Here is a 16,710-nt window from a genome sequence, read left to right as displayed (position 1 = left end):
GTACGGTTGGCATCCGCTATTGAAAGCTGCGGGAAGCTTCAGAAAAAACGCGTTCTTCGATATCAGCGTCTGACATCGGAAAATCCGGCCAGAAACGAGATTTTTCATACTTAAACATTCCCTTGGTGTAGTACCCGACCCCGGGAGTCCGCACGAGCAAAGGCGTGGCCAGTCCGGCGAAGTTCAGTGTGAAATGATAGCCGGATTTCACCACTACGAAATCCTGCTCCTCGATGACGATGCCCTGACTTGTCAGCACGGCGGGGTCGTGGCTGTAGGCCGCCTGAGTGGTCAAAAGAACGGCTATGCGCCGATCGACCAAAACTACGGCGCAGGGCCCCAGCGAGCTCGGGTCACCTCCCTGGAACGGACCTGCGAGCACAAAATCACCGAGCCCAACATGAACCACCTCCCCGGTGATACACCGGGGATGAAAACCTGGTGTTATCTGCCCGCCTGCTTGGAGAGTGACGGTCGCGCCCAAGCCCGCCTGCAACGCCCTGTGGGCATTTTCCGGATCGGTCACGGTCAGCGCCCCGCGCAATTGAGGGTAATGATCCAGCACAGCCGAAAGCAGCATCACACTGTCACCCGGAGCGCCTGCGAGGATTCGGTCGCCCATGTCAGCAAGCACGAAAGGCCGATCCACAGGGGTGCAAGCTACATGCCGGAAGGCCTCATCAATGCTGAGCAACTCGTCCACAAAGCGTTCTCGGTTCTCCCAGAACAAGCCCACCAGCCTCTTGGCTATGGCGGGTGATTCGGCGTGCAGCCCGTTGCTCAGAACGGTGACTACCTGACCGAATTCCTGATGGTCCGTGCTACGGAATACGTTGTAGATGGAGATGTCTTCGATGGCTGGCGATGAGCACAAGGCATCCCTTGCCGCTTGGTGAATTTCAGCCAGCGGACCCGTGGCTGTTTCGCCGGCACCTGGGAGTGCCATCGGTAAGCGTGCGCAGGCAGTGACAGGTTTCAGCTCCCCGTCCAACATTGAAAGCACTAGCCTCGCCACTCTTTTGCCGCACTGCATGACATCAGAATGCGGGTTCTCCTTGCAGGCAATACAAATATCTGCGTGGGTCAGCATGGTCGTAGTGAGGTTCGCATGCAGATCCAAACCGACACCCAGCGGCACCGCGGCGCCCACGGCTTGTCTGATGGCGCACAGCAAATCTCCATCTGCGTCAGCCAGCTCAGTGGTACCCATGGCTCCATGCAAATCGAGAACTATGGCGTCCGGTTTGCATGAAACCAGCATGGATATCAGTTGCGCCTTGGCACCGGCATAAACCTCCTGAGCTATCAACCCGCTTGGAGGGCCCGACACGGAAAGGAGCGGCAAGATTTCCACACCCGCCTCGTCGAGTTCGGCAATGATCCCAGCCAATGTCGAGCTTCCAGCGAATGGGAACAGATCAACACCGACTTGAACCGATAGCTGAGACAAAAGCGTGGGCTGTGGGTTGAATCGGTTCGACTCATGGTAGAACCGCGCCACAGCAACGCGATAGCGTCGTTTAGTCAGCGTGTCACTCATTGGATTCGAGGGATTTTGGCCGCCTGTATGGCAGCGCCCATTGACTTATAGCCCTGCTCCAGCACTGACTTATAACTGTTCCCATCCAGTGCGATAGGGTCGAAACCCACATCTCGCAACGAATTCTGGACCGATTTCTCCCGGATGGACGCCATGACAATGCTTTCGAGCCGCGTTTTTATGTCGAGGGGAAGCGCTTTGGGGGCGGCGATGCCCACATATGAATTGATGGCCACGTCGTAGCCCTGCTCTTTCGCCGTGGCAATCTCAGGGAATTCCGACCAACGCGTGTCGCTAAGCGATGCCAACAGTCGCAGCTTTCCTGTTTTGATGTGTTCGATCACTTCTGAAGGGTTTTGGACGCTGATGACGATATCGCCTGCCAATAGCCCTAATACTGTGTCGCTTCCCGACTTGTAGGGGACCGCCTGTAGCTTGGCACCAGTAAGGCTGGACAGTGCGCTCAGAGCTATGAGGTCTGTAGGTGAGGATGTCCCGTAGAAGAGGCCTTGGCCGGTCTTTGCGGCATCGATCATTTGCGCAAGCGTTTTTATTGGCGAGTCACCGCGTGTGATAAGGCCATAACGGTATTTCCCCATTGCCCCGAGATAGTCGAAATCATTCAAGCTGTAGTTGAGGTTCATCAGGTGCGGCGACATCGCGACACTGGAAAAAGTCACGACTCCTATGTTGTAGCCATCTGGCTTGTATTTCGCCAGCAAAGATGGCCCAAGGGTGCCCTGCGCACCGCCTTTGTTGACTACCACCACAGGCTTACCCAACTTTGCAGCGATCTCGCGCGAGACAATCCGAGCAGCTGCATCTGTGTTACCACCCGCTCCAAAATTCACCGTCATCGCCACCTCACGTGCAGGCCACTGGTCTTGGGCCGACACCAGCGTTGCAGTCAAAGAAATGGTGATGACCAGGACGATTCGATAGATCATAGAAATCATGTGAAATCCTTTCGGTTTTATGGCTGGAAAATTGGAAGCGTGTCGCACGGACAACCTAGTAGGTCGTGGTGTCCAGGACACCAACGAGCTTTTCGGTTTTCACTAACGTGACGCATTCGGCGAGATCAGCCAAGTAGCGCTCAAGAACGGGCGCGTGAACTGGATTAACCATGAAATGAATGGCCACTGGTTCAACGTTACGACCAACGAACCACCCCTTTTCGTCCATGCAATCCGCTACAGCGTTGATGTCCACATCCGAGCACCGTGAGCGATAAAGAACGAACGACAGTTCGCTGTGGGGCTGAACAACTTCCAACTCGGAAATGGAATTGACGCCGGCAATCATCTTTTGCTGCGTTTCTTCTACGATCGAAGCAATTTTTTGGTAGCCCTCCTTACCCAGGTAATTCATGACCGCCCAAGCAGACGCTACAGGGCTCGCAGCTCGAGTGCCGAGAAATGTCTCCGTGGAATATGCACCTCGTGGCCAGTCATCGAAAGCAAAAACCTGGTGCTGCTTCAGTGCTTGATCACGATAGAGAATCAGGGAAGCACCTTTCGCAGAAAATCCATATTTGTGGATGTCTGCCGAGAGACTGCTGACGCCCGGTAGCGCGAAATCAAAGTTGGGAATGCTGGAACCGTTCATCTTCATAAACGGGGCCAAAAACCCACCAACGCATGCGTCCACATGAAGAAGTAATTTCTTCTCCACGGCCAAGTCTGAGAGCTCGGCAATCGGATCGAACACGCCGTAAGGATAGCCAGGAGCCGATCCAACAATCATGGCCGTGTTGGAGTCGATAGCGTCTGCCATCGCCGCGACGTCAGCTCGGAAATTCGCCAGCACCGGAACGCGAATCACGTCCATATCCAGTGTGTAGGCTGCCTTGTCAAACGCCGGGTGCGCCGTCCGTGGAATGACGATGTTGCATCGAGCCCGGTCCACTCCTTGCGCTGCCTGTGCTGCCCGTTTAACGCTGCGCGCTGTTTTGACTGCCTGAAAAATGCTCTCTGTGCCACCTGAGGTGAAGCTTCCGCCTGCGGACGGCGGCGCATGAAATAGCGACAGCGCCATACCAATGACCTCGGATTCCAACTTCTGCACACTGGGGAAAGCTTTTCGTCCGAGGCCGTTCTCCATGAAAAACAGTGAAGAGGCCTCTTTTGCAACTGCCGCCAATTGCTCATCTAACCAATACACATAGAGAGCCATACGCCCCTCTTTCCATTGGTAGTCAGATGCCTTGGCCTCTTGCAATGCGACCTCCAGGTCTTTCCAAGACGTGCCGGTGGCCGGAAGCTGCGTGCGAGCGGGGGTGACGGGTTTAGGGTCCAACATGGTTTCTCCGTTGATCTGGAAGAATATTATCACCTTTCACTATTTTTGTGATCACAAAAATAGTGAAAGGTGATTTATACACATCATCCACGGGTACATCCTGTACAAACACAGACAAAACATGCAGTTCAACGCGCTCCAAAGCGACAGGCGCCAGTGCTCAGAGTGCGTAGCCAAGCCATTGAAGCAGCTCATCACTTGACCAATGCCCCAAGGTACCGAGCAGAGTGAGATCCTGGACGAATGACGAGGCACGAAGCACGAGACCGAACATCGCCGCGAGCGTGTCTGGAGTTCAAGAACTCCATGAAAAGAGTTGAAGAGTCACTGAGGAATCAGCCGAAGCAGCGCATTGCATTCTTGAAATCACCAAAAATGCCCTTATCATTAGCACTCGTCGGAGATGAGTGCCAACAACACAAACTCCTTCGCTCTTCTTGCCAGCGCGTGTGGCCTTTTGCCACGTATTTGGCTTATCAGCATCACCTCAGATCAACTTACCAGGAGAACTCATGAAACTGCGCCCCTTAGCCGATCGCGTGATCGTCAAGCGCCTCGAGAACGAAACCAAAACTGCCTCCGGCATTGTGATTCCGGACAGCGTGGCCGAGAAACCTGACCAAGGCGAAGTGCTGGCAGTGGGTCCAGGCAAGAGAAACGACAAAGGCGAGTTGTCTGCCATGAACGTCAAAGTGGGCGACCGCGTCCTGTTTGGCAAATACAGTGGCCAGACCGTCAAGGTCGACGGCGACGAATTGCTGGTGATGAAAGAAGACGACCTCTTCGCCGTCGTCGAAAAGTAATCGCTTGGTTTTGCGTTCATCGTGTGGTGAACGCAACCCCCTCTTTTTAGTTGAGCTGGTGCGCAGTGCGCCCATACGCTTGACGCCCAACGGAGAATTTAAAAAATGGCAGCAAAAGACGTAATTTTTGGTTCCGAAGCCCGTGCTCGCATGGTCGAAGGCGTGAACATCCTGGCTAACGCAGTCAAAACCACCCTGGGTCCTAAAGGCCGCAACGTGGTTCTGGAGCGCTCTTTCGGCGCCCCCACCGTCACTAAAGATGGCGTGTCCGTCGCTAAAGAAATCGAACTGAAAGACCGCCTCCAGAACATGGGTGCGCAGATGGTCAAGGAAGTGGCTTCCAAAACCAGCGACAACGCTGGCGACGGCACCACAACGGCTACCGTTCTGGCACAAGCCATCGTGCGCGAAGGCATGAAATATGTGGCCGCCGGCATGAACCCGATGGACCTGAAGCGCGGCATCGACAAGGCCGTGATCGCCCTGGTCGAGCAGCTCAAAAAGGCCAGCAAAGCCACCACCACGAGCAAAGAAATTGCTCAAGTGGGTTCCATCTCCGCCAACTCTGACGAATCCATCGGCAAAATCATTGCTGACGCGATGGACAAAGTGGGCAAAGAAGGCGTTATCACCGTCGAAGACGGCAAGAGCCTGGACAACGAGCTGGATGTCGTTGAAGGCATGCAATTCGACCGCGGCTACCTGTCGCCTTACTTCATCAACAATCCCGAAAAGCAAGCCGCTCTTCTGGACAACCCATATGTTCTGCTGTTCGACAAAAAGATCAGCAACATTCGCGAACTGCTGCCTACACTGGAAGCCGTTGCAAAAGCTGGCCGTCCTCTGCTGATCATCGCTGAAGAAGTTGATGGTGAAGCCCTGGCTACGCTGGTTGTGAACACCATCCGCGGCATCCTGAAAGTTGTGGCTGTCAAGGCTCCTGGCTTCGGCGATCGTCGCAAGGCCATGCTGGAAGACATCGCCATCCTGACCGGCGGCAAAGTGGTTGCCGAAGAAGTCGGTCTGTCGCTGGAAAAAGTGACGCTGGCCGATCTGGGCCAAGCCAAAACCATCGAAGTGGGCAAAGAAAACACCACCATCATCGACGGCGCCGGCAAAGCTGCTGACATCGAAGCACGTGTCAAACAAATCCGCGTGCAGATCGAAGAAGCCACTTCCGACTACGACCGTGAAAAACTGCAAGAGCGCGTGGCCAAGCTGGCCGGCGGCGTGGCAGTGATCAAGGTTGGCGCTGCCACCGAAGTCGAGATGAAAGAGAAGAAAGCCCGCGTGGAAGACGCCCTGCACGCTACCCGCGCTGCAGTGGAAGAAGGCATTGTGGCTGGCGGCGGCGTAGCACTGCTGCGTGCCAAGCAAGCTGCTGGCACCATCCAAGGCGCCAACGCTGACCAAGACGCTGGTATCAAGCTGGTGTTGAAAGCCATTGAATCTCCTCTGCGCGAGATCGTCTACAACGCAGGCGAAGAAGCCAGCGTCGTGGTGAACAAGGTGTTGGAAGGCAAGGGCAACTTTGGCTACAACGCTGCCAATGGCGTGTATGGCGACATGATCGAGATGGGCATCCTGGACCCAACCAAGGTCACCCGCACTGCACTGCAAAACGCCGCTTCCGTAGCCAGCTTGATGTTGACCACAGAAGTGATGGTTGCAGAAGCACCAAAAGACGACGCACCTGCTGGCGGCATGCCTGGCGGCATGGGCGGCATGGGTGGCATGGACGGCATGATGTAATTTCTGCCGCCAGCCATAGGTAGCCCTGTGCTACCTTGCTTGCTAAAAAAGAGCCGCCTAGTGCGGCTCTTTTTTTTGCAGTCCAGGCATCACATGGGCGTTTTGCCCCGGCGCAAAGGGGAACTCGTTTGAAAGCTCTATTACTGCAAAAGGTAGCGAAAACCTGCCTCCCCAGAACGCTTTCACACACTGGATCTCACGAACTTCCCCACGGCTTTTCAGCTTTGCGAGTTTTGCCCCAAAACCGGCGATGTCTCACCCGAGCAATCATCACATCGCACCACACCGGACCCCACTAATGATGGCAGTCGCGAAAGACCACGCAGATCTCGCCCTGGTGCTGGCGGAGATTGGGTTAATGATCGTGGCTGAAGATGCTCATGTACACGGAGCCGACGCGCCGGAGGAAACAGCTATCCCGTAGACGAAGAAGCTGGGGCTATACACAGCCCACCACTTTGAGTGAGTTCAGCTCAAAGCCAGCGGCAGGGCGCGATGGGCGCCTAAAGCTACAACCACCTCAGAAGCAGCGACAAGGCGCTTCTGGCCTCGTTGGTGAATACGCCGCCTTGGCGAATGAGTGCGTATATCTGCGCCATGGAGAGCCAGTGATATCCGTCAGGCGGCTTTATCGCCTGGCCGATGTCGACAATGGCGTATTCGTTTTCATCGAACAGAAAGCGGCCGCCTTCCTCAGATTGGCGACACGAGACGATCGCTCGCCCAGCAGCGATCAGGCTCTGCCCAAACAGGTCGCTTTGCTCGGGACTACCGGGTTCTTCCAGCACTGCAGAAGTAAGCTCTATTCGCCCCTCAAAGCCTAGCTCGGCCACCTGCTTGAAAAGAAGGTAGGGGATATCGCTCATGTATCCGAGAGGCAGCACCACTTGCCCCTTGCCACCGCTTTGCAAGATAGGTTGATCCCAAGACCGCACCTCTCTGCTTGCCGATTGAACCTGAATATGGCGCATCCGAAATGGCCTCTCGGTATCTCCCAAAGGAAAAGGCCCCTCCCCCCCCATACCCCACCGAGACAGCGCTGACAAGGGAACGATTTCTGAAGCTTTTTTCCATGCGGCTGAGCGCGAAATTTTTCGGCGTACCTCAGCCAAGGAGGTCATGGCGTGTTGATCCGGAAGCTCGTAAGACGCGCGCAGGGATTGGGCGAAGCCCTCCCCTTCAAAAGGTACGCCGCCGCCAGCCAGCATCTGCCAATCAGCGCAGACGAGCGTGGACCGTAGATCGGTATTGACCAGATGATTTTCAGACAGCAAGCCGCAAAGCTGCCGTATGGGAATCCACGTATGAAAAGGTGAGGTTTCCCTGTCTGAGTCCTTTATGAGCAGGCTCACATTGCGATTTCGTTTGCCAAAAAAGCGCGTGCCCTGTTCAGACTGCAAAGTGTCCGAAGCAAATTCACTGTCGCCACCCAACCAGTCTCCGAAAAGAGGACTGGCGCCTCCGTGCACCCGATCGGTGTTGCTGGCTGTGGCCTGGTAAGAGGGCGCGAGCTGGAACAAGCCCACGTTACCCGGTTCGGCTTTGAGCTGCACAAGAGCTTCGGTGAAGCCATGATTCTTGCGCAAGAACAAGCCTAGCGTCCCAATCTCGCGCTGATCCAGAAGCGGTTGTTCGATGAGGGTGCCATTCTGGTCTTCAGCACGAACGCCTATCACCGAGAAGAACCTCCGACTGCGGTGGCGTATGGCGCCTTCTCCCAAAGCCCAATGGCTGGATTCTCCTAGTGGCATGTAACGCAAGCTGAATTGCTCTGCGTCGCTGAGCGTTCTCAGCCGACTCACCAGCCACGCCAATGGACCGCTGTTAGCAAGCTGATGGTTCACCGACGTGGATTCAATAGAACCGGGTGTACTGGGCGAGCCACTCATGAGGCTCCAATCCTGGAACGATTCTTCAGGAAGAAATGGATAGCTTGGGAACCCAGGGCATTCACCAACTCCTGCCGCTCCTGGGGATGGTCGATCATTCTTGCCAACACCCGGTCAGCGAATAGATGGTGCGACATCGCGCTGTGCAGCCCGGCCGTTCGGGCGAGCAGCGCTTTCCTGACTGGGAGGGAATAGCCAGCGGCCTCTGAAAGCTCTGGAAAAATTTTATGTGCTCGCTCAATAAGAGGCGACCGTACGTAGTATTCCAGCACGTCAGCCATCTCGAAACATGCGCGTGTAGTCCCTGCAGGGCTGGGCGCGCTCAAGTTGCGAGAACCATCGACCCTCATCCGGGTAAGCCGCTGAGGCAAGATCACCATTTCACCCAAGCTCGCCAGTCGAATCCAAAGATCGAGATCGGACAGCTGGACAAGTGAGGGGCGGAACCGCCCTGCTTGCTCCACTAGATGCCGCCTGGCCATCGCCGAAATAATGCAGAACTGATTTGAGAAAAACAGACGGTGCAGCCATTGGTCGGCACTCTGGGGAGTTTCACCAGTGGCAAAAAGGCCGTTGGCCCAGGTGTCCTGCGCGGGTTGGCCGGCCGGGTCGATCAAATCCACCTCGGTGAAGCAAATGGCCACATCTTCCCGGGCCTCAAGCAATTCCAGCTGCGCAGCCAGTTTCTCCGGCGCCCATTCATCGTCTGAGTTTTGGAACGCGACGTACCGGCCGGAAGCCAGGCTCAGGCCAATGTTGCGAGCATGTTCCCGCCGATTTTCCTGAAGTCGAACCAGGCGCAAGCGGTGATCTCGAATGCTTTCAACAAGCTCAGGTGTTCCATCCGTGGACCCGTCGTCCACCACAATGACTTCAATATCCCGGACAGTTTGCTCAAGAACAGATTCCAAAGCCTGGCGCACATACGCGACGTGCTGATACGAAGCGATAACAATCGAGACAAGGGGAGCGGACACTGCAAAGCTCCTTGTTTTTCAGTGCGCTTCCTGGAAGCCCTGAATGTGCTGACGTACCATGAACGTGAGGACGCTCTATAACCCAGAGACCGCAGCCCCTTGCAAGGCTAATGAGCCGCTGCGTCCGGCAATTTCACCCATGACCACCCGGTGCCGCGGCAAGGCAGTCACATTGAGCGATTCAAATAGATCGCCGGTAGAAACCAGTTTATAGCCCTGCTCGCGCCAGCCGGAAAGCAAGCGCTCGAAAGTAGGCAGAAGCTTCATTCCTTCCAGCTCCGCGTGCAACGTGTAGACATGGCCCTGTGCTTGAGGCTTCGCCGTCAGCGCCAGCAGATGCTCATGCACGTTGTCAGGAGTGAGGCCGTCGGCACCGATGAGCTCGTCCAGCGTGGGCAAGGTGGTAGGCAATTGCGGTACGCCTACGGGCGCGCCGCCAGCATCCACCGGCTGAAAAGGGTGTGTGCCGCGCCCATCGCTGGCGTAATCAAAACCGAGCGTTTTCTCCAGCGCGTAGGCGGCGTCATTCATCTGCCAGCCTGCGGCGCCGTGGGTGCTCGGCGGCTTGCCGAATATCTCTGTGAAGCGCTTCGCGGCCAGCCGCATTTCGCGCTCAGTCCAAGCGGCATCTTTGCCTGCAACATTGTCCTGCCAACGAATGTGGTCCCAGGTGTGGATGCCCACCTCGAAGCCGGCATCACGCACTTGCCGCATCAGCGCAGCCTCACGACGGCCGATATCGGGGCCGGGCAGCAGCGTACCGTACAGCAAGGTACGAATGCCGTAGTGCTCAACCACGGAAGTACGCGATACCTTGCTCAAAAACCCAGGCCTAAAGACACGCCGAATAGCGCGACCGGTGTGATCCGGCCCCAGGCTGAAGAGAAACGTCGCGCCAGCTTGGTGCCGGTTCAGCGCCTCCACCAGCGCGGGCACGCCCTCTTTAGTACCGCGCCAAGTGTCGACGTCGATCTTCAGCGACAGCAGCGGTGGAGACTGGGTACCGACAGGTTGCATCAGGCAGCGAGATCGCGCGAGGCGACCACGTGGTCGCGGTAGTAATCGAAGATACCTCGCAAGGCGTCTGGCATGGCCACTTCAGGCGCCCAAGCCAGGTCACCGCGGGTGTTCTCAATTTTGGGCACGCGGTTCTGCACGTCTTGGTAGCCCTTGCCGTAGTAGCTGGAGGAGGTGGTATCAATCAACTCCACGCGGCTGGCGTTTTCACGGTATTCGGGGTATTTCGCCGCGAGTTCCAGCATCATGTTCGCCAGTTCGCGAATCGAATAGTTATTGGCCGGGTTGCCAATGTTGTAGATCTGCCCGCTGGCCTTGCCACCGGGGTTTTCAATGATCTTCATCAGCGCTGCGATGCCATCATCCACGTAGGTGAACGCACGCTTTTGCTCCCCACCATCGACCAGACGGATGGGCTCGCCGCGCACAATGTGCCCCAGGAACTGGGTGATGACGCGGCTGGAGCCTTCCTTGGGCGTGTCGATGCTGTCCAGCCCGCCGCCGATCCAGTTGAAGGGGCGGAACAGCGTGTAATCAAGCCCTTCCTGCTGACCGTAGCCATGGATCACGCGATCCATCAATTGCTTGGCGCAGGCGTAGATCCAGCGCGGTTTGTTGATGGGGCCATAGACCAGCTCAGACTGCTCGGGGTCAAACTCGCTGTCATGGCACATGCCATAGACCTCGGAGGTAGAAGGAAACACCAGGCGTTTGCCGTAGCGCACGCAATGACGCACGATGGGCAGGTTGGCTTCGAAATCGAGTTCGAACACACGCAAAGGGTGGCTCACGTAGGTAGCCGGCGTGGCAATAGCCACCAGGGGCAACACCACATCGCACTTCTTCACGTGGTATTCGATCCATTCCTTGTTGATGGTGATGTCACCTTCGAAGAAATGAAAGCGAGGGTGATTCTCCCACTCGCGCACGCGGTCGGTGTTCATGTCCATGCCGAACACCTCCCAATCGGTGGTGTCGATGATGCGGCGGGTGAGGTGATGGCCGATGAAGCCGTTAACACCAAGGATGAGGACTTTTTTCATTAATTTCGTTCGCTGGTAAATGAGACGTCAGGCGCCAAGAGTGACCGTATCGGCACCTAATCGAACCCTGAAATTATCGGGGGTCAATGGCGCATCGGCCAAGGTGGCGGCCAGAACGTGCAAACTGGCACCGTCGGGGCAAGCTAGAACCATCTGATCGCCGTGCAATCGCAGTTCGGCAAGCGCAGGCTTATTATCGACGCCCGCCACTCGCCAGGTCTGCCACAGCCGCAGGCGCCCCTGCGGCAGATCAGCGAAAGCGCCGGGATAAGGGTGCGTGAGCGCGCGCACGAAATCATGCACGATCTGAGCGCTCCACGCAGGGTTAATCCGGCCGTCTTCTGGCTTTCTCCCGCCGAAATAGCTGCCTTTGGAAAGATCCTGAGGCTGTGGCCTTGCACTGCCATCCAGCAAGGCTGGAAGGCTACGCCAGAGCACCGTTTCCGCGGCGACGGTGACTTTCTCAAATACCTGCTGCGCGGTGTCGTCAGGCAGGATGGGCACCGCCATCTGATCCACGATGGCGCCAGCATCAGGCTTGATCTCCATCGTGTGCAGGGTAGCGCCCGTTTCCGTTTCTCCGCGGATGATGGCCCAATTCACTGGCACGCGTCCCCGGTAGAGGGGCAGCAGGGATCCGTGCATGTTGTAAGCCCCTCGCGGCACCGATTGCAGCAGGGGTGCGCCCATCATTTGGCGATAGTAGAAAGAGAACAAAAAGTCGGCTCGTGCTGCCTGGACTTCCGCCAGAACTTCAGCGGTATTGGCATCTTCCGGCGTGATCACCCTCAGGCCGTGCAAAGCGGCGGTTTTGGCCACGCTGGCGAACCAGATATCTTCGTTCGGATTGTCTGTGTGTGTGACCACCAGCGGCACCTCCACCCCGCGCGCCAAGAGCGCCAGCAAGCAGCGCACGCCTACATTGTGATAGGCGAAAACGACTGCGCGGCTCACGGCGCGGCATCCTTATTGGATTGTTCTAACACCGCAGATACGAGGTAGCGTGGCCGTTGGCGCACTTCCTGGTAGATGCGTCCTATGTACTCACCCAGGAGCCCGATGCCGAACAGAGCCAGGCCGATCAGCAGAAAGGCGATGGCAAAAAGCGTAAACAAACCGCCCTCTTCCGGGCCAAGGAACAACCGGCGCAACCCCATATAGAGAACCAGCAAGCCAGAGAGCACGGAAACGATCATGCCGCCGAGCGAGAACAGCTGCAAAGGGACCAGAGAAAAACCGGTGACGATGTCGAAATTCAGCCTAATCAGGCTGTAGAGCGAATATTTGGATTCCCCTGCAGCACGCTCTTCATGGCCAACGATGATTTCGGTGGGGTTCTGGGAGAACTGATAGGCCAGTGCCGGCACGTAGGTGTTCATCTCGCTGCACTGATTGATGAGATCAATGACGCGCCGGCTGTAGGCCCGCAGCATGCAGCCCTGATCGGTCATCTTGATACGGGTAATGCGCTCGCGCAGCCGGTTCATGGCGCGGCTGGCCGCGTGGCGCCACCAGGAATCGCTTCGCTGCCTGCGGATCGTGCCTACGTAGTCGTGCCCGGCGTCCATTTGGGCAAGTAAAGCGCCGATTTCCTCAGGCGGGTTTTGCAGATCCGCATCCAGAGTGACCACTCGCTCACCACGGCAATAAGCAAAGCCAGCCAAAATGGCCCTGTGTTGGCCGAAATTGCCGTTGAACAAGATCACACGGGTGACGTCCGGACGAGCTTGGAACTGCTCCGAGAGCATCTGAGCTGAGCGGTCACGGCTGCCGTCATTGACGAACAGAATCTCGTAGCTCACACCCAAGGCGTCCAGCGAAGGGTATAGCCTTGCGAACAGAGCGGGAAGTACATCCTGCTCGTTGTAAACGGGGATGATGACCGAGACCGAGGGGGCCGCGGAGGAGGTGGATACAGTCGTTTCCATGAGGCTTATTGTGAACTGCGTGACGGGCGGCAGGCAGGCCCCATCATCATTGCCCTCTTTCGCAGGAGAAAAAGGGGATCGCCAGTCTTACTTCCAGATTTTTGAAACTACGTTGCAGACGCGTTGAACATCCTCATCGCGCATGGCGGGAAACAGTGGAAGTGTGACGGTGCGGCGGCCTACATCCTCGGCGACGGGGAAATCGCCTTCGGCGAAGCCCATGGCACGGAAGAAGGTAAACAAGTGCATGGCGGGGTAATGCACGCCCACACCAAACCCTTCAGCGCGCATGGCGTCAATGAAGGCGCCCCGTGTCATGACAGCATCTTTCGGCAGCAAAGGCTGGAACATATGCCAGTTGCTTTGCTCGAAATCAGGCAGCGGCAGATCGAAGCCCAGGCTTTTGTCGAAATACTCGAAGTAACGCTTAGCCAGTTCTCGGCGGCGTGCGTTGAACTCGTCCAAACGCCGCATTTGGCCAAGGCCAATAGCAGCGGCAATATCGGTCATGTTGCTCTTGCCGCCCAGCACATCGACATCCATGCCGCCGTCAGCGTGGCGTGTCACGCCCTGCAGGCGCAGCTTTTCGCACAGCTTGGCTTCTGCCTCGTCGTTCAGCACCAGGCAGCCGCCCTCGCCGCTGGTCATATTCTTGTTGGCGTGAAAGCTGAACACGACCAAGTCGCCCGTGGTGCCGATTCGTTGCCCCGCCCAGTTGGCGCCCATGGATTGGGCCGCGTCTTCGATCACGCGCAGGTTGTGACGGCGTGCGATGGCGTAGAGGCGTTCACGGTCAACCGGCAGGCCCGCCAAATCGACCGGAATGATGGCTCGGGTGCGCGGCGTAATGGCCGCTTCGATGAGATCCACATCAATGTTGCGGGTATCCGCGCGTACATCCACGAACACCGGCGTAGCGCCTACGGTGAGCACCACATTGGCCGTGGCCACCCAGGTCAGGCTGGTGGTGATGACTTCGTCTCCGGGGCCAATACCAGCCACACGCAGCGCAATTTCAAGCGCGGCAGTGGCCGAACTCATGGTGCGCACCGGGCGTCCACCCACGTGTTCAGAAAGCGCGGCTTCGAACGCACGTGCGCGTGGACCGGTGGTGATCCAGCCAGAACGCAGTACCTCTGCAACCTCTGCGATGGTGGCCTCGTCGATGGAGGGCCGGGTAAAGGGAAGAAAGTCCATGATGTATTTCTGATCAGGCGCTGCGTGCTACCAATATGACGCCAATGATGATGACTGCAATACCCAGCAAGCGCTGTGGCCCCACGGCCTCACCAAAAAGCCACCACGCCAGGGCAGCGTTCACCACGTAGCCAATTGAGAGCATGGGGTAGGCCACGCTCACCTCCACGCGAGAAAGTGCCAGTATCCACACCACCACGCTGATGACGTAGCAGCTAAGCCCGCCGATGATGGGCAGGTTGGAGGCCAGTTGCCAACCAACCGGCAACACATTGGCTGGCGTGAAGTTGAATTCGCCGATCTGCCGCACGCCGGCTTTCAGCAGCAACTGCGCCGCCGCATTGAGCAGCACACCCACAAGAATCAGCGCGAATTCGGTCAGCTTCATGGTTTGGTTTCTTCAGGTTTGACAACCACTCTGCGCCGCGGATCTTCATACACCAAGCGCATAGGCAACTGGCGCTTCTGCATCTCTTCATAGGTGTCAGGCGGCATCACAGCGGCGGCGCGGGGGGAGGACTGCCAGCGCTCTACAAAACCTTCCAGTGTGGGGATCCAGAGCGCGGGTTCGGCGTCTTGCCCGTAGGTGAACTCATCTCTGTAGTCCACCAGTACGACCGGGCGGCGCAGGTAGAACGGAAGGCTTTGGTCGTAAAAGCGAACAGCGAACACCGGTACTTCGGAGCCCACATACGGCTGCAAGATAGCGGCCACGTTCTTGCTGCTGCGCATTTGGAACGCGTAATGGTCATGACCCAGCATGACCGTTGACACACCCAGAACACTGGCAAGCGAGACCAGCACAACGGCGAAAAGCTTACGTCCACGCCCCAGCAGCCACCAAGCCGCGCCGAAAGCGAGCAGGGAAACCACCGCAGAGCCCGCCAACATATCCATGAAGGGCTGCACCACGGCCAGCGGTTGCGTTTCTGACACGAACATATCAGTGGAGAACCAGGCCCCTACGGCCACCAGCCAGAACCCGGCGGGCGCTATCAGGTGCCAGCGAAGGCGGCGCGGATCTGCACGTGGGAGCCAATAAGCCCCCAGGAGCGCCAAGGCCGGGAACATCGGCAAGATGTAAGACGGCAGTTTGGAACGTGAGACGCTGAAGAACGCGAAGATGAAGACCGACCAGATCACCAGCAGGCGAGCGGGCTGGAACGTCTCCGAAACCTCACGCCGGGTGCCGCGCCATAGCCACTGCGGCAGCATGGTCGTCCAGGGCAATGCGCCAAGCAACAGTACCGGCACAAAATACCAAGCTTCACCGGTGCGCCGGGCTTCATCTGTCAGAAAGCGCCGGAAATGCTCGCGAATGAAGAAGAAATCGAAAAACCCGGGGTTTTTCAGCGAAACAGCAATAAACCAGGGCGCTGCAAGCAGGAAATAGATAAACAGCCCTGAGCCCCAGTGCATACGGCGCCAGAAGCCAAACTGGCGCTGCAACAGGCTGTATAGCACCAGCGTGGCACCGGGAATGACAATGCCCACTAGCCCCTTGGACAAAGTAGCCCCGGCCATGGCAGCCCAGCACACCCACATGGCGTTGCGGCGCTCGCGCGCGTCGGCATCGTCGTTCTGGGCAATCAAAAAGGCGCACAGACTCAGGGCCTGAAAGAATGTCAGCCCCATGTCCAGCGTGAGGAAGTGGCTGTTGGCACTGATCCAGGTCATTCCAGCGGCCAACAGAGCGGCGTAGGCACCGCTCAGCGATCCCCATAGCCTGCGTGCGGTAAACCAGACCGCGACGATGGTGAGAAAACCACTCAGGGCCGGCCAGAAACGGGCCGCGAATTCATTGATACCGAACACGCCCAGGCTGGCGGCGGTGACCCAGTACTGAAAAATAGGTTTTTCAAAGTAAAGCAGGCCGTTCAGGCGAGGCGTGATCCAGTCGCCGCTTTGCAACATGGCAAGGCCAATGGAGGCGTAACGTCCTTCGTCTGGGCTGAACAGCGCCCGCCAGCCCAATGGAACGAACCAGATGAGTGCCAGCACGATCCAGCATGCCAGTGCCGTTGATCGGCTCACGGGGAGGGAAGTCATAGTCCGGCGCGCGGCCGAGGCTTGGCTATCAGGGTGCATGAGTGTTAAGGGAGAGGCTCCGTGGGGGTTCAACGGTTGCAAACAAGGAGGGTGCAGCAGCGGATCTAGAAGATCCATCCGCGATCAAATGGCCAGTCTGGGGAGTTGCTGGCGGCAAAATTGGTCGCAGCGGCCCGCTTTTTTACCAGCTTTTTGCGTCATGTTCGCCCACCGG

15 protein-coding genes are annotated in these 16,710 nt (G+C 57.3%); 3 read left to right on the top strand and 12 right to left on the bottom strand.

Annotated features, from left to right (window positions below; all coding sequences use genetic code 11):
- Positions 1-16: 16 nt before the first annotated feature.
- Genes G518_RS0117665 through G518_RS35655 form a run of 3 tightly spaced genes read right to left on the bottom strand, consistent with a single transcriptional unit; the run spans position 17 to position 3,841 of the window.
- Positions 17-1,540, bottom strand: coding sequence for a M81 family metallopeptidase (locus tag G518_RS0117665; protein ID WP_028603690.1), 1,524 nt, complete (start codon positions 1,538-1,540; stop codon positions 17-19).
- The gene (locus tag G518_RS0117660; protein WP_051236941.1) at positions 1,537-2,496 is read right to left on the bottom strand and encodes a tripartite tricarboxylate transporter substrate binding protein; all 960 of its coding nucleotides are present in this window, start codon (positions 2,494-2,496) and stop codon (positions 1,537-1,539) included. The genes G518_RS0117665 and G518_RS0117660 overlap by 4 nt, the downstream gene beginning before the upstream one ends.
- Positions 2,497-2,551: 55 nt before the next feature.
- The gene (locus G518_RS35655; protein WP_051236939.1) at positions 2,552-3,841 is read right to left on the bottom strand and encodes a pyridoxal phosphate-dependent decarboxylase family protein; all 1,290 of its coding nucleotides are present in this window, start codon (positions 3,839-3,841) and stop codon (positions 2,552-2,554) included.
- A 512-nt stretch (positions 3,842-4,353) separates the two neighbouring features.
- Here G518_RS35655 and G518_RS0117645 point away from each other — a divergent pair.
- From G518_RS0117645 to G518_RS41320, 3 genes are all read left to right on the top strand, one after another.
- A complete protein-coding gene (locus G518_RS0117645) occupies positions 4,354-4,644 on the top strand; it encodes a co-chaperone GroES (RefSeq protein WP_028603688.1) in 291 nt (96 codons plus the stop codon).
- A 105-nt stretch (positions 4,645-4,749) separates the two neighbouring features.
- Positions 4,750-6,396, top strand: a complete 1,647-nt coding sequence (gene groL, locus G518_RS0117640; protein ID WP_028603687.1) for a chaperonin GroEL — start codon at positions 4,750-4,752, stop codon at positions 6,394-6,396.
- A gap of 298 nt (positions 6,397-6,694) precedes the next feature.
- A complete protein-coding gene (locus tag G518_RS41320) occupies positions 6,695-6,820 on the top strand; it encodes a hypothetical protein (protein ID WP_281170539.1) in 126 nt (41 codons plus the stop codon).
- 85 nt (positions 6,821-6,905) lie between these two features.
- Here the strand turns inward: G518_RS41320 and G518_RS0117630 are convergent, their stop codons facing one another.
- The 9 genes from G518_RS0117630 to G518_RS0117590 all read right to left on the bottom strand — a co-directional run bounded on the left by G518_RS0117630 (position 6,906) and on the right by G518_RS0117590 (position 16,481).
- Positions 6,906-8,285, bottom strand: a complete 1,380-nt coding sequence (locus G518_RS0117630) for an NDP-hexose 2,3-dehydratase family protein (RefSeq protein WP_028603686.1) — start codon at positions 8,283-8,285, stop codon at positions 6,906-6,908.
- Positions 8,282-9,262: a glycosyltransferase gene (locus G518_RS0117625; protein ID WP_028603685.1), complete on the bottom strand. Its 981-nt coding sequence runs from the start codon at positions 9,260-9,262 to the stop codon at positions 8,282-8,284. Before G518_RS0117625 ends, G518_RS0117630 begins: the two co-directional genes overlap by 4 nt.
- Before the next feature lie 75 nt (positions 9,263-9,337).
- Complete coding sequence (locus G518_RS0117620; protein ID WP_028603684.1) at positions 9,338-10,279, bottom strand: 4-deoxy-4-formamido-L-arabinose-phosphoundecaprenol deformylase; 942 nt, start codon at positions 10,277-10,279, stop codon at positions 9,338-9,340.
- On the bottom strand, positions 10,279-11,322 hold the full coding sequence (locus G518_RS0117615; RefSeq protein ID WP_028603683.1) for a bifunctional UDP-4-keto-pentose/UDP-xylose synthase: 1,044 nt from the start codon (positions 11,320-11,322) through the stop codon (positions 10,279-10,281). The genes G518_RS0117620 and G518_RS0117615 overlap by 1 nt, the downstream gene beginning before the upstream one ends.
- A gap of 27 nt (positions 11,323-11,349) precedes the next feature.
- The gene (locus tag G518_RS0117610; protein ID WP_028603682.1) at positions 11,350-12,276 is read right to left on the bottom strand and encodes a formyltransferase; all 927 of its coding nucleotides are present in this window, start codon (positions 12,274-12,276) and stop codon (positions 11,350-11,352) included.
- The gene (locus G518_RS0117605) at positions 12,273-13,250 is read right to left on the bottom strand and encodes a glycosyltransferase (protein ID WP_036595105.1); all 978 of its coding nucleotides are present in this window, start codon (positions 13,248-13,250) and stop codon (positions 12,273-12,275) included. Before G518_RS0117605 ends, G518_RS0117610 begins: the two co-directional genes overlap by 4 nt.
- A gap of 87 nt (positions 13,251-13,337) precedes the next feature.
- Positions 13,338-14,447, bottom strand: coding sequence for a DegT/DnrJ/EryC1/StrS family aminotransferase (locus G518_RS0117600; RefSeq protein ID WP_028603680.1), 1,110 nt, complete (start codon positions 14,445-14,447; stop codon positions 13,338-13,340).
- 13 nt (positions 14,448-14,460) lie between these two features.
- Positions 14,461-14,835, bottom strand: a complete 375-nt coding sequence (locus G518_RS0117595) for an SMR family transporter (RefSeq protein ID WP_028603679.1) — start codon at positions 14,833-14,835, stop codon at positions 14,461-14,463.
- Positions 14,832-16,481, bottom strand: a complete 1,650-nt coding sequence (locus G518_RS0117590; RefSeq protein ID WP_169457962.1) for a glycosyltransferase family 39 protein — start codon at positions 16,479-16,481, stop codon at positions 14,832-14,834. The genes G518_RS0117595 and G518_RS0117590 overlap by 4 nt, the downstream gene beginning before the upstream one ends.
- Between the last annotated feature and the right edge of the window lie 229 nt (positions 16,482-16,710).

Origin of the sequence: Ottowia thiooxydans DSM 14619, from assembly GCF_000422885.1 — a bacterium.
In the GTDB taxonomy this organism is placed as follows: domain Bacteria; phylum Pseudomonadota; class Gammaproteobacteria; order Burkholderiales; family Burkholderiaceae_C; genus Ottowia; species Ottowia thiooxydans.
The sequence above is the reverse complement of the archived record's forward strand: the minus strand, read 5'-3'. Positions and strand labels throughout refer to the sequence as shown.

Excerpts from the sequence above, each read along its gene's own strand:
- G518_RS0117665 (WP_028603690.1), bottom strand. The coding sequence starts at position 1,540 with ATGAGTGACACGCTGACTAAACGACGCTATCGCGTTGCTGTGGCGCGG.
- G518_RS0117660 (WP_051236941.1), bottom strand. The coding sequence starts at position 2,496 with ATGATTTCTATGATCTATCGAATCGTCCTGGTCATCACCATTTCTTTG.
- G518_RS35655 (WP_051236939.1), bottom strand. The coding sequence starts at position 3,841 with ATGTTGGACCCTAAACCCGTCACCCCCGCTCGCACGCAGCTTCCGGCC.
- G518_RS0117645 (WP_028603688.1), top strand. The coding sequence starts at position 4,354 with ATGAAACTGCGCCCCTTAGCCGATCGCGTGATCGTCAAGCGCCTCGAG.
- groL (WP_028603687.1), top strand. The coding sequence starts at position 4,750 with ATGGCAGCAAAAGACGTAATTTTTGGTTCCGAAGCCCGTGCTCGCATG.
- G518_RS41320 (WP_281170539.1), top strand. The coding sequence starts at position 6,695 with ATGATGGCAGTCGCGAAAGACCACGCAGATCTCGCCCTGGTGCTGGCG.
- G518_RS0117630 (WP_028603686.1), bottom strand. The coding sequence starts at position 8,285 with ATGAGTGGCTCGCCCAGTACACCCGGTTCTATTGAATCCACGTCGGTG.
- G518_RS0117620 (WP_028603684.1), bottom strand. The coding sequence starts at position 10,279 with ATGCAACCTGTCGGTACCCAGTCTCCACCGCTGCTGTCGCTGAAGATC.
- G518_RS0117615 (WP_028603683.1), bottom strand. The coding sequence starts at position 11,322 with ATGAAAAAAGTCCTCATCCTTGGTGTTAACGGCTTCATCGGCCATCAC.
- G518_RS0117605 (WP_036595105.1), bottom strand. The coding sequence starts at position 13,250 with ATGGAAACGACTGTATCCACCTCCTCCGCGGCCCCCTCGGTCTCGGTC.
- G518_RS0117600 (WP_028603680.1), bottom strand. The coding sequence starts at position 14,447 with ATGGACTTTCTTCCCTTTACCCGGCCCTCCATCGACGAGGCCACCATC.
- G518_RS0117595 (WP_028603679.1), bottom strand. The coding sequence starts at position 14,835 with ATGAAGCTGACCGAATTCGCGCTGATTCTTGTGGGTGTGCTGCTCAAT.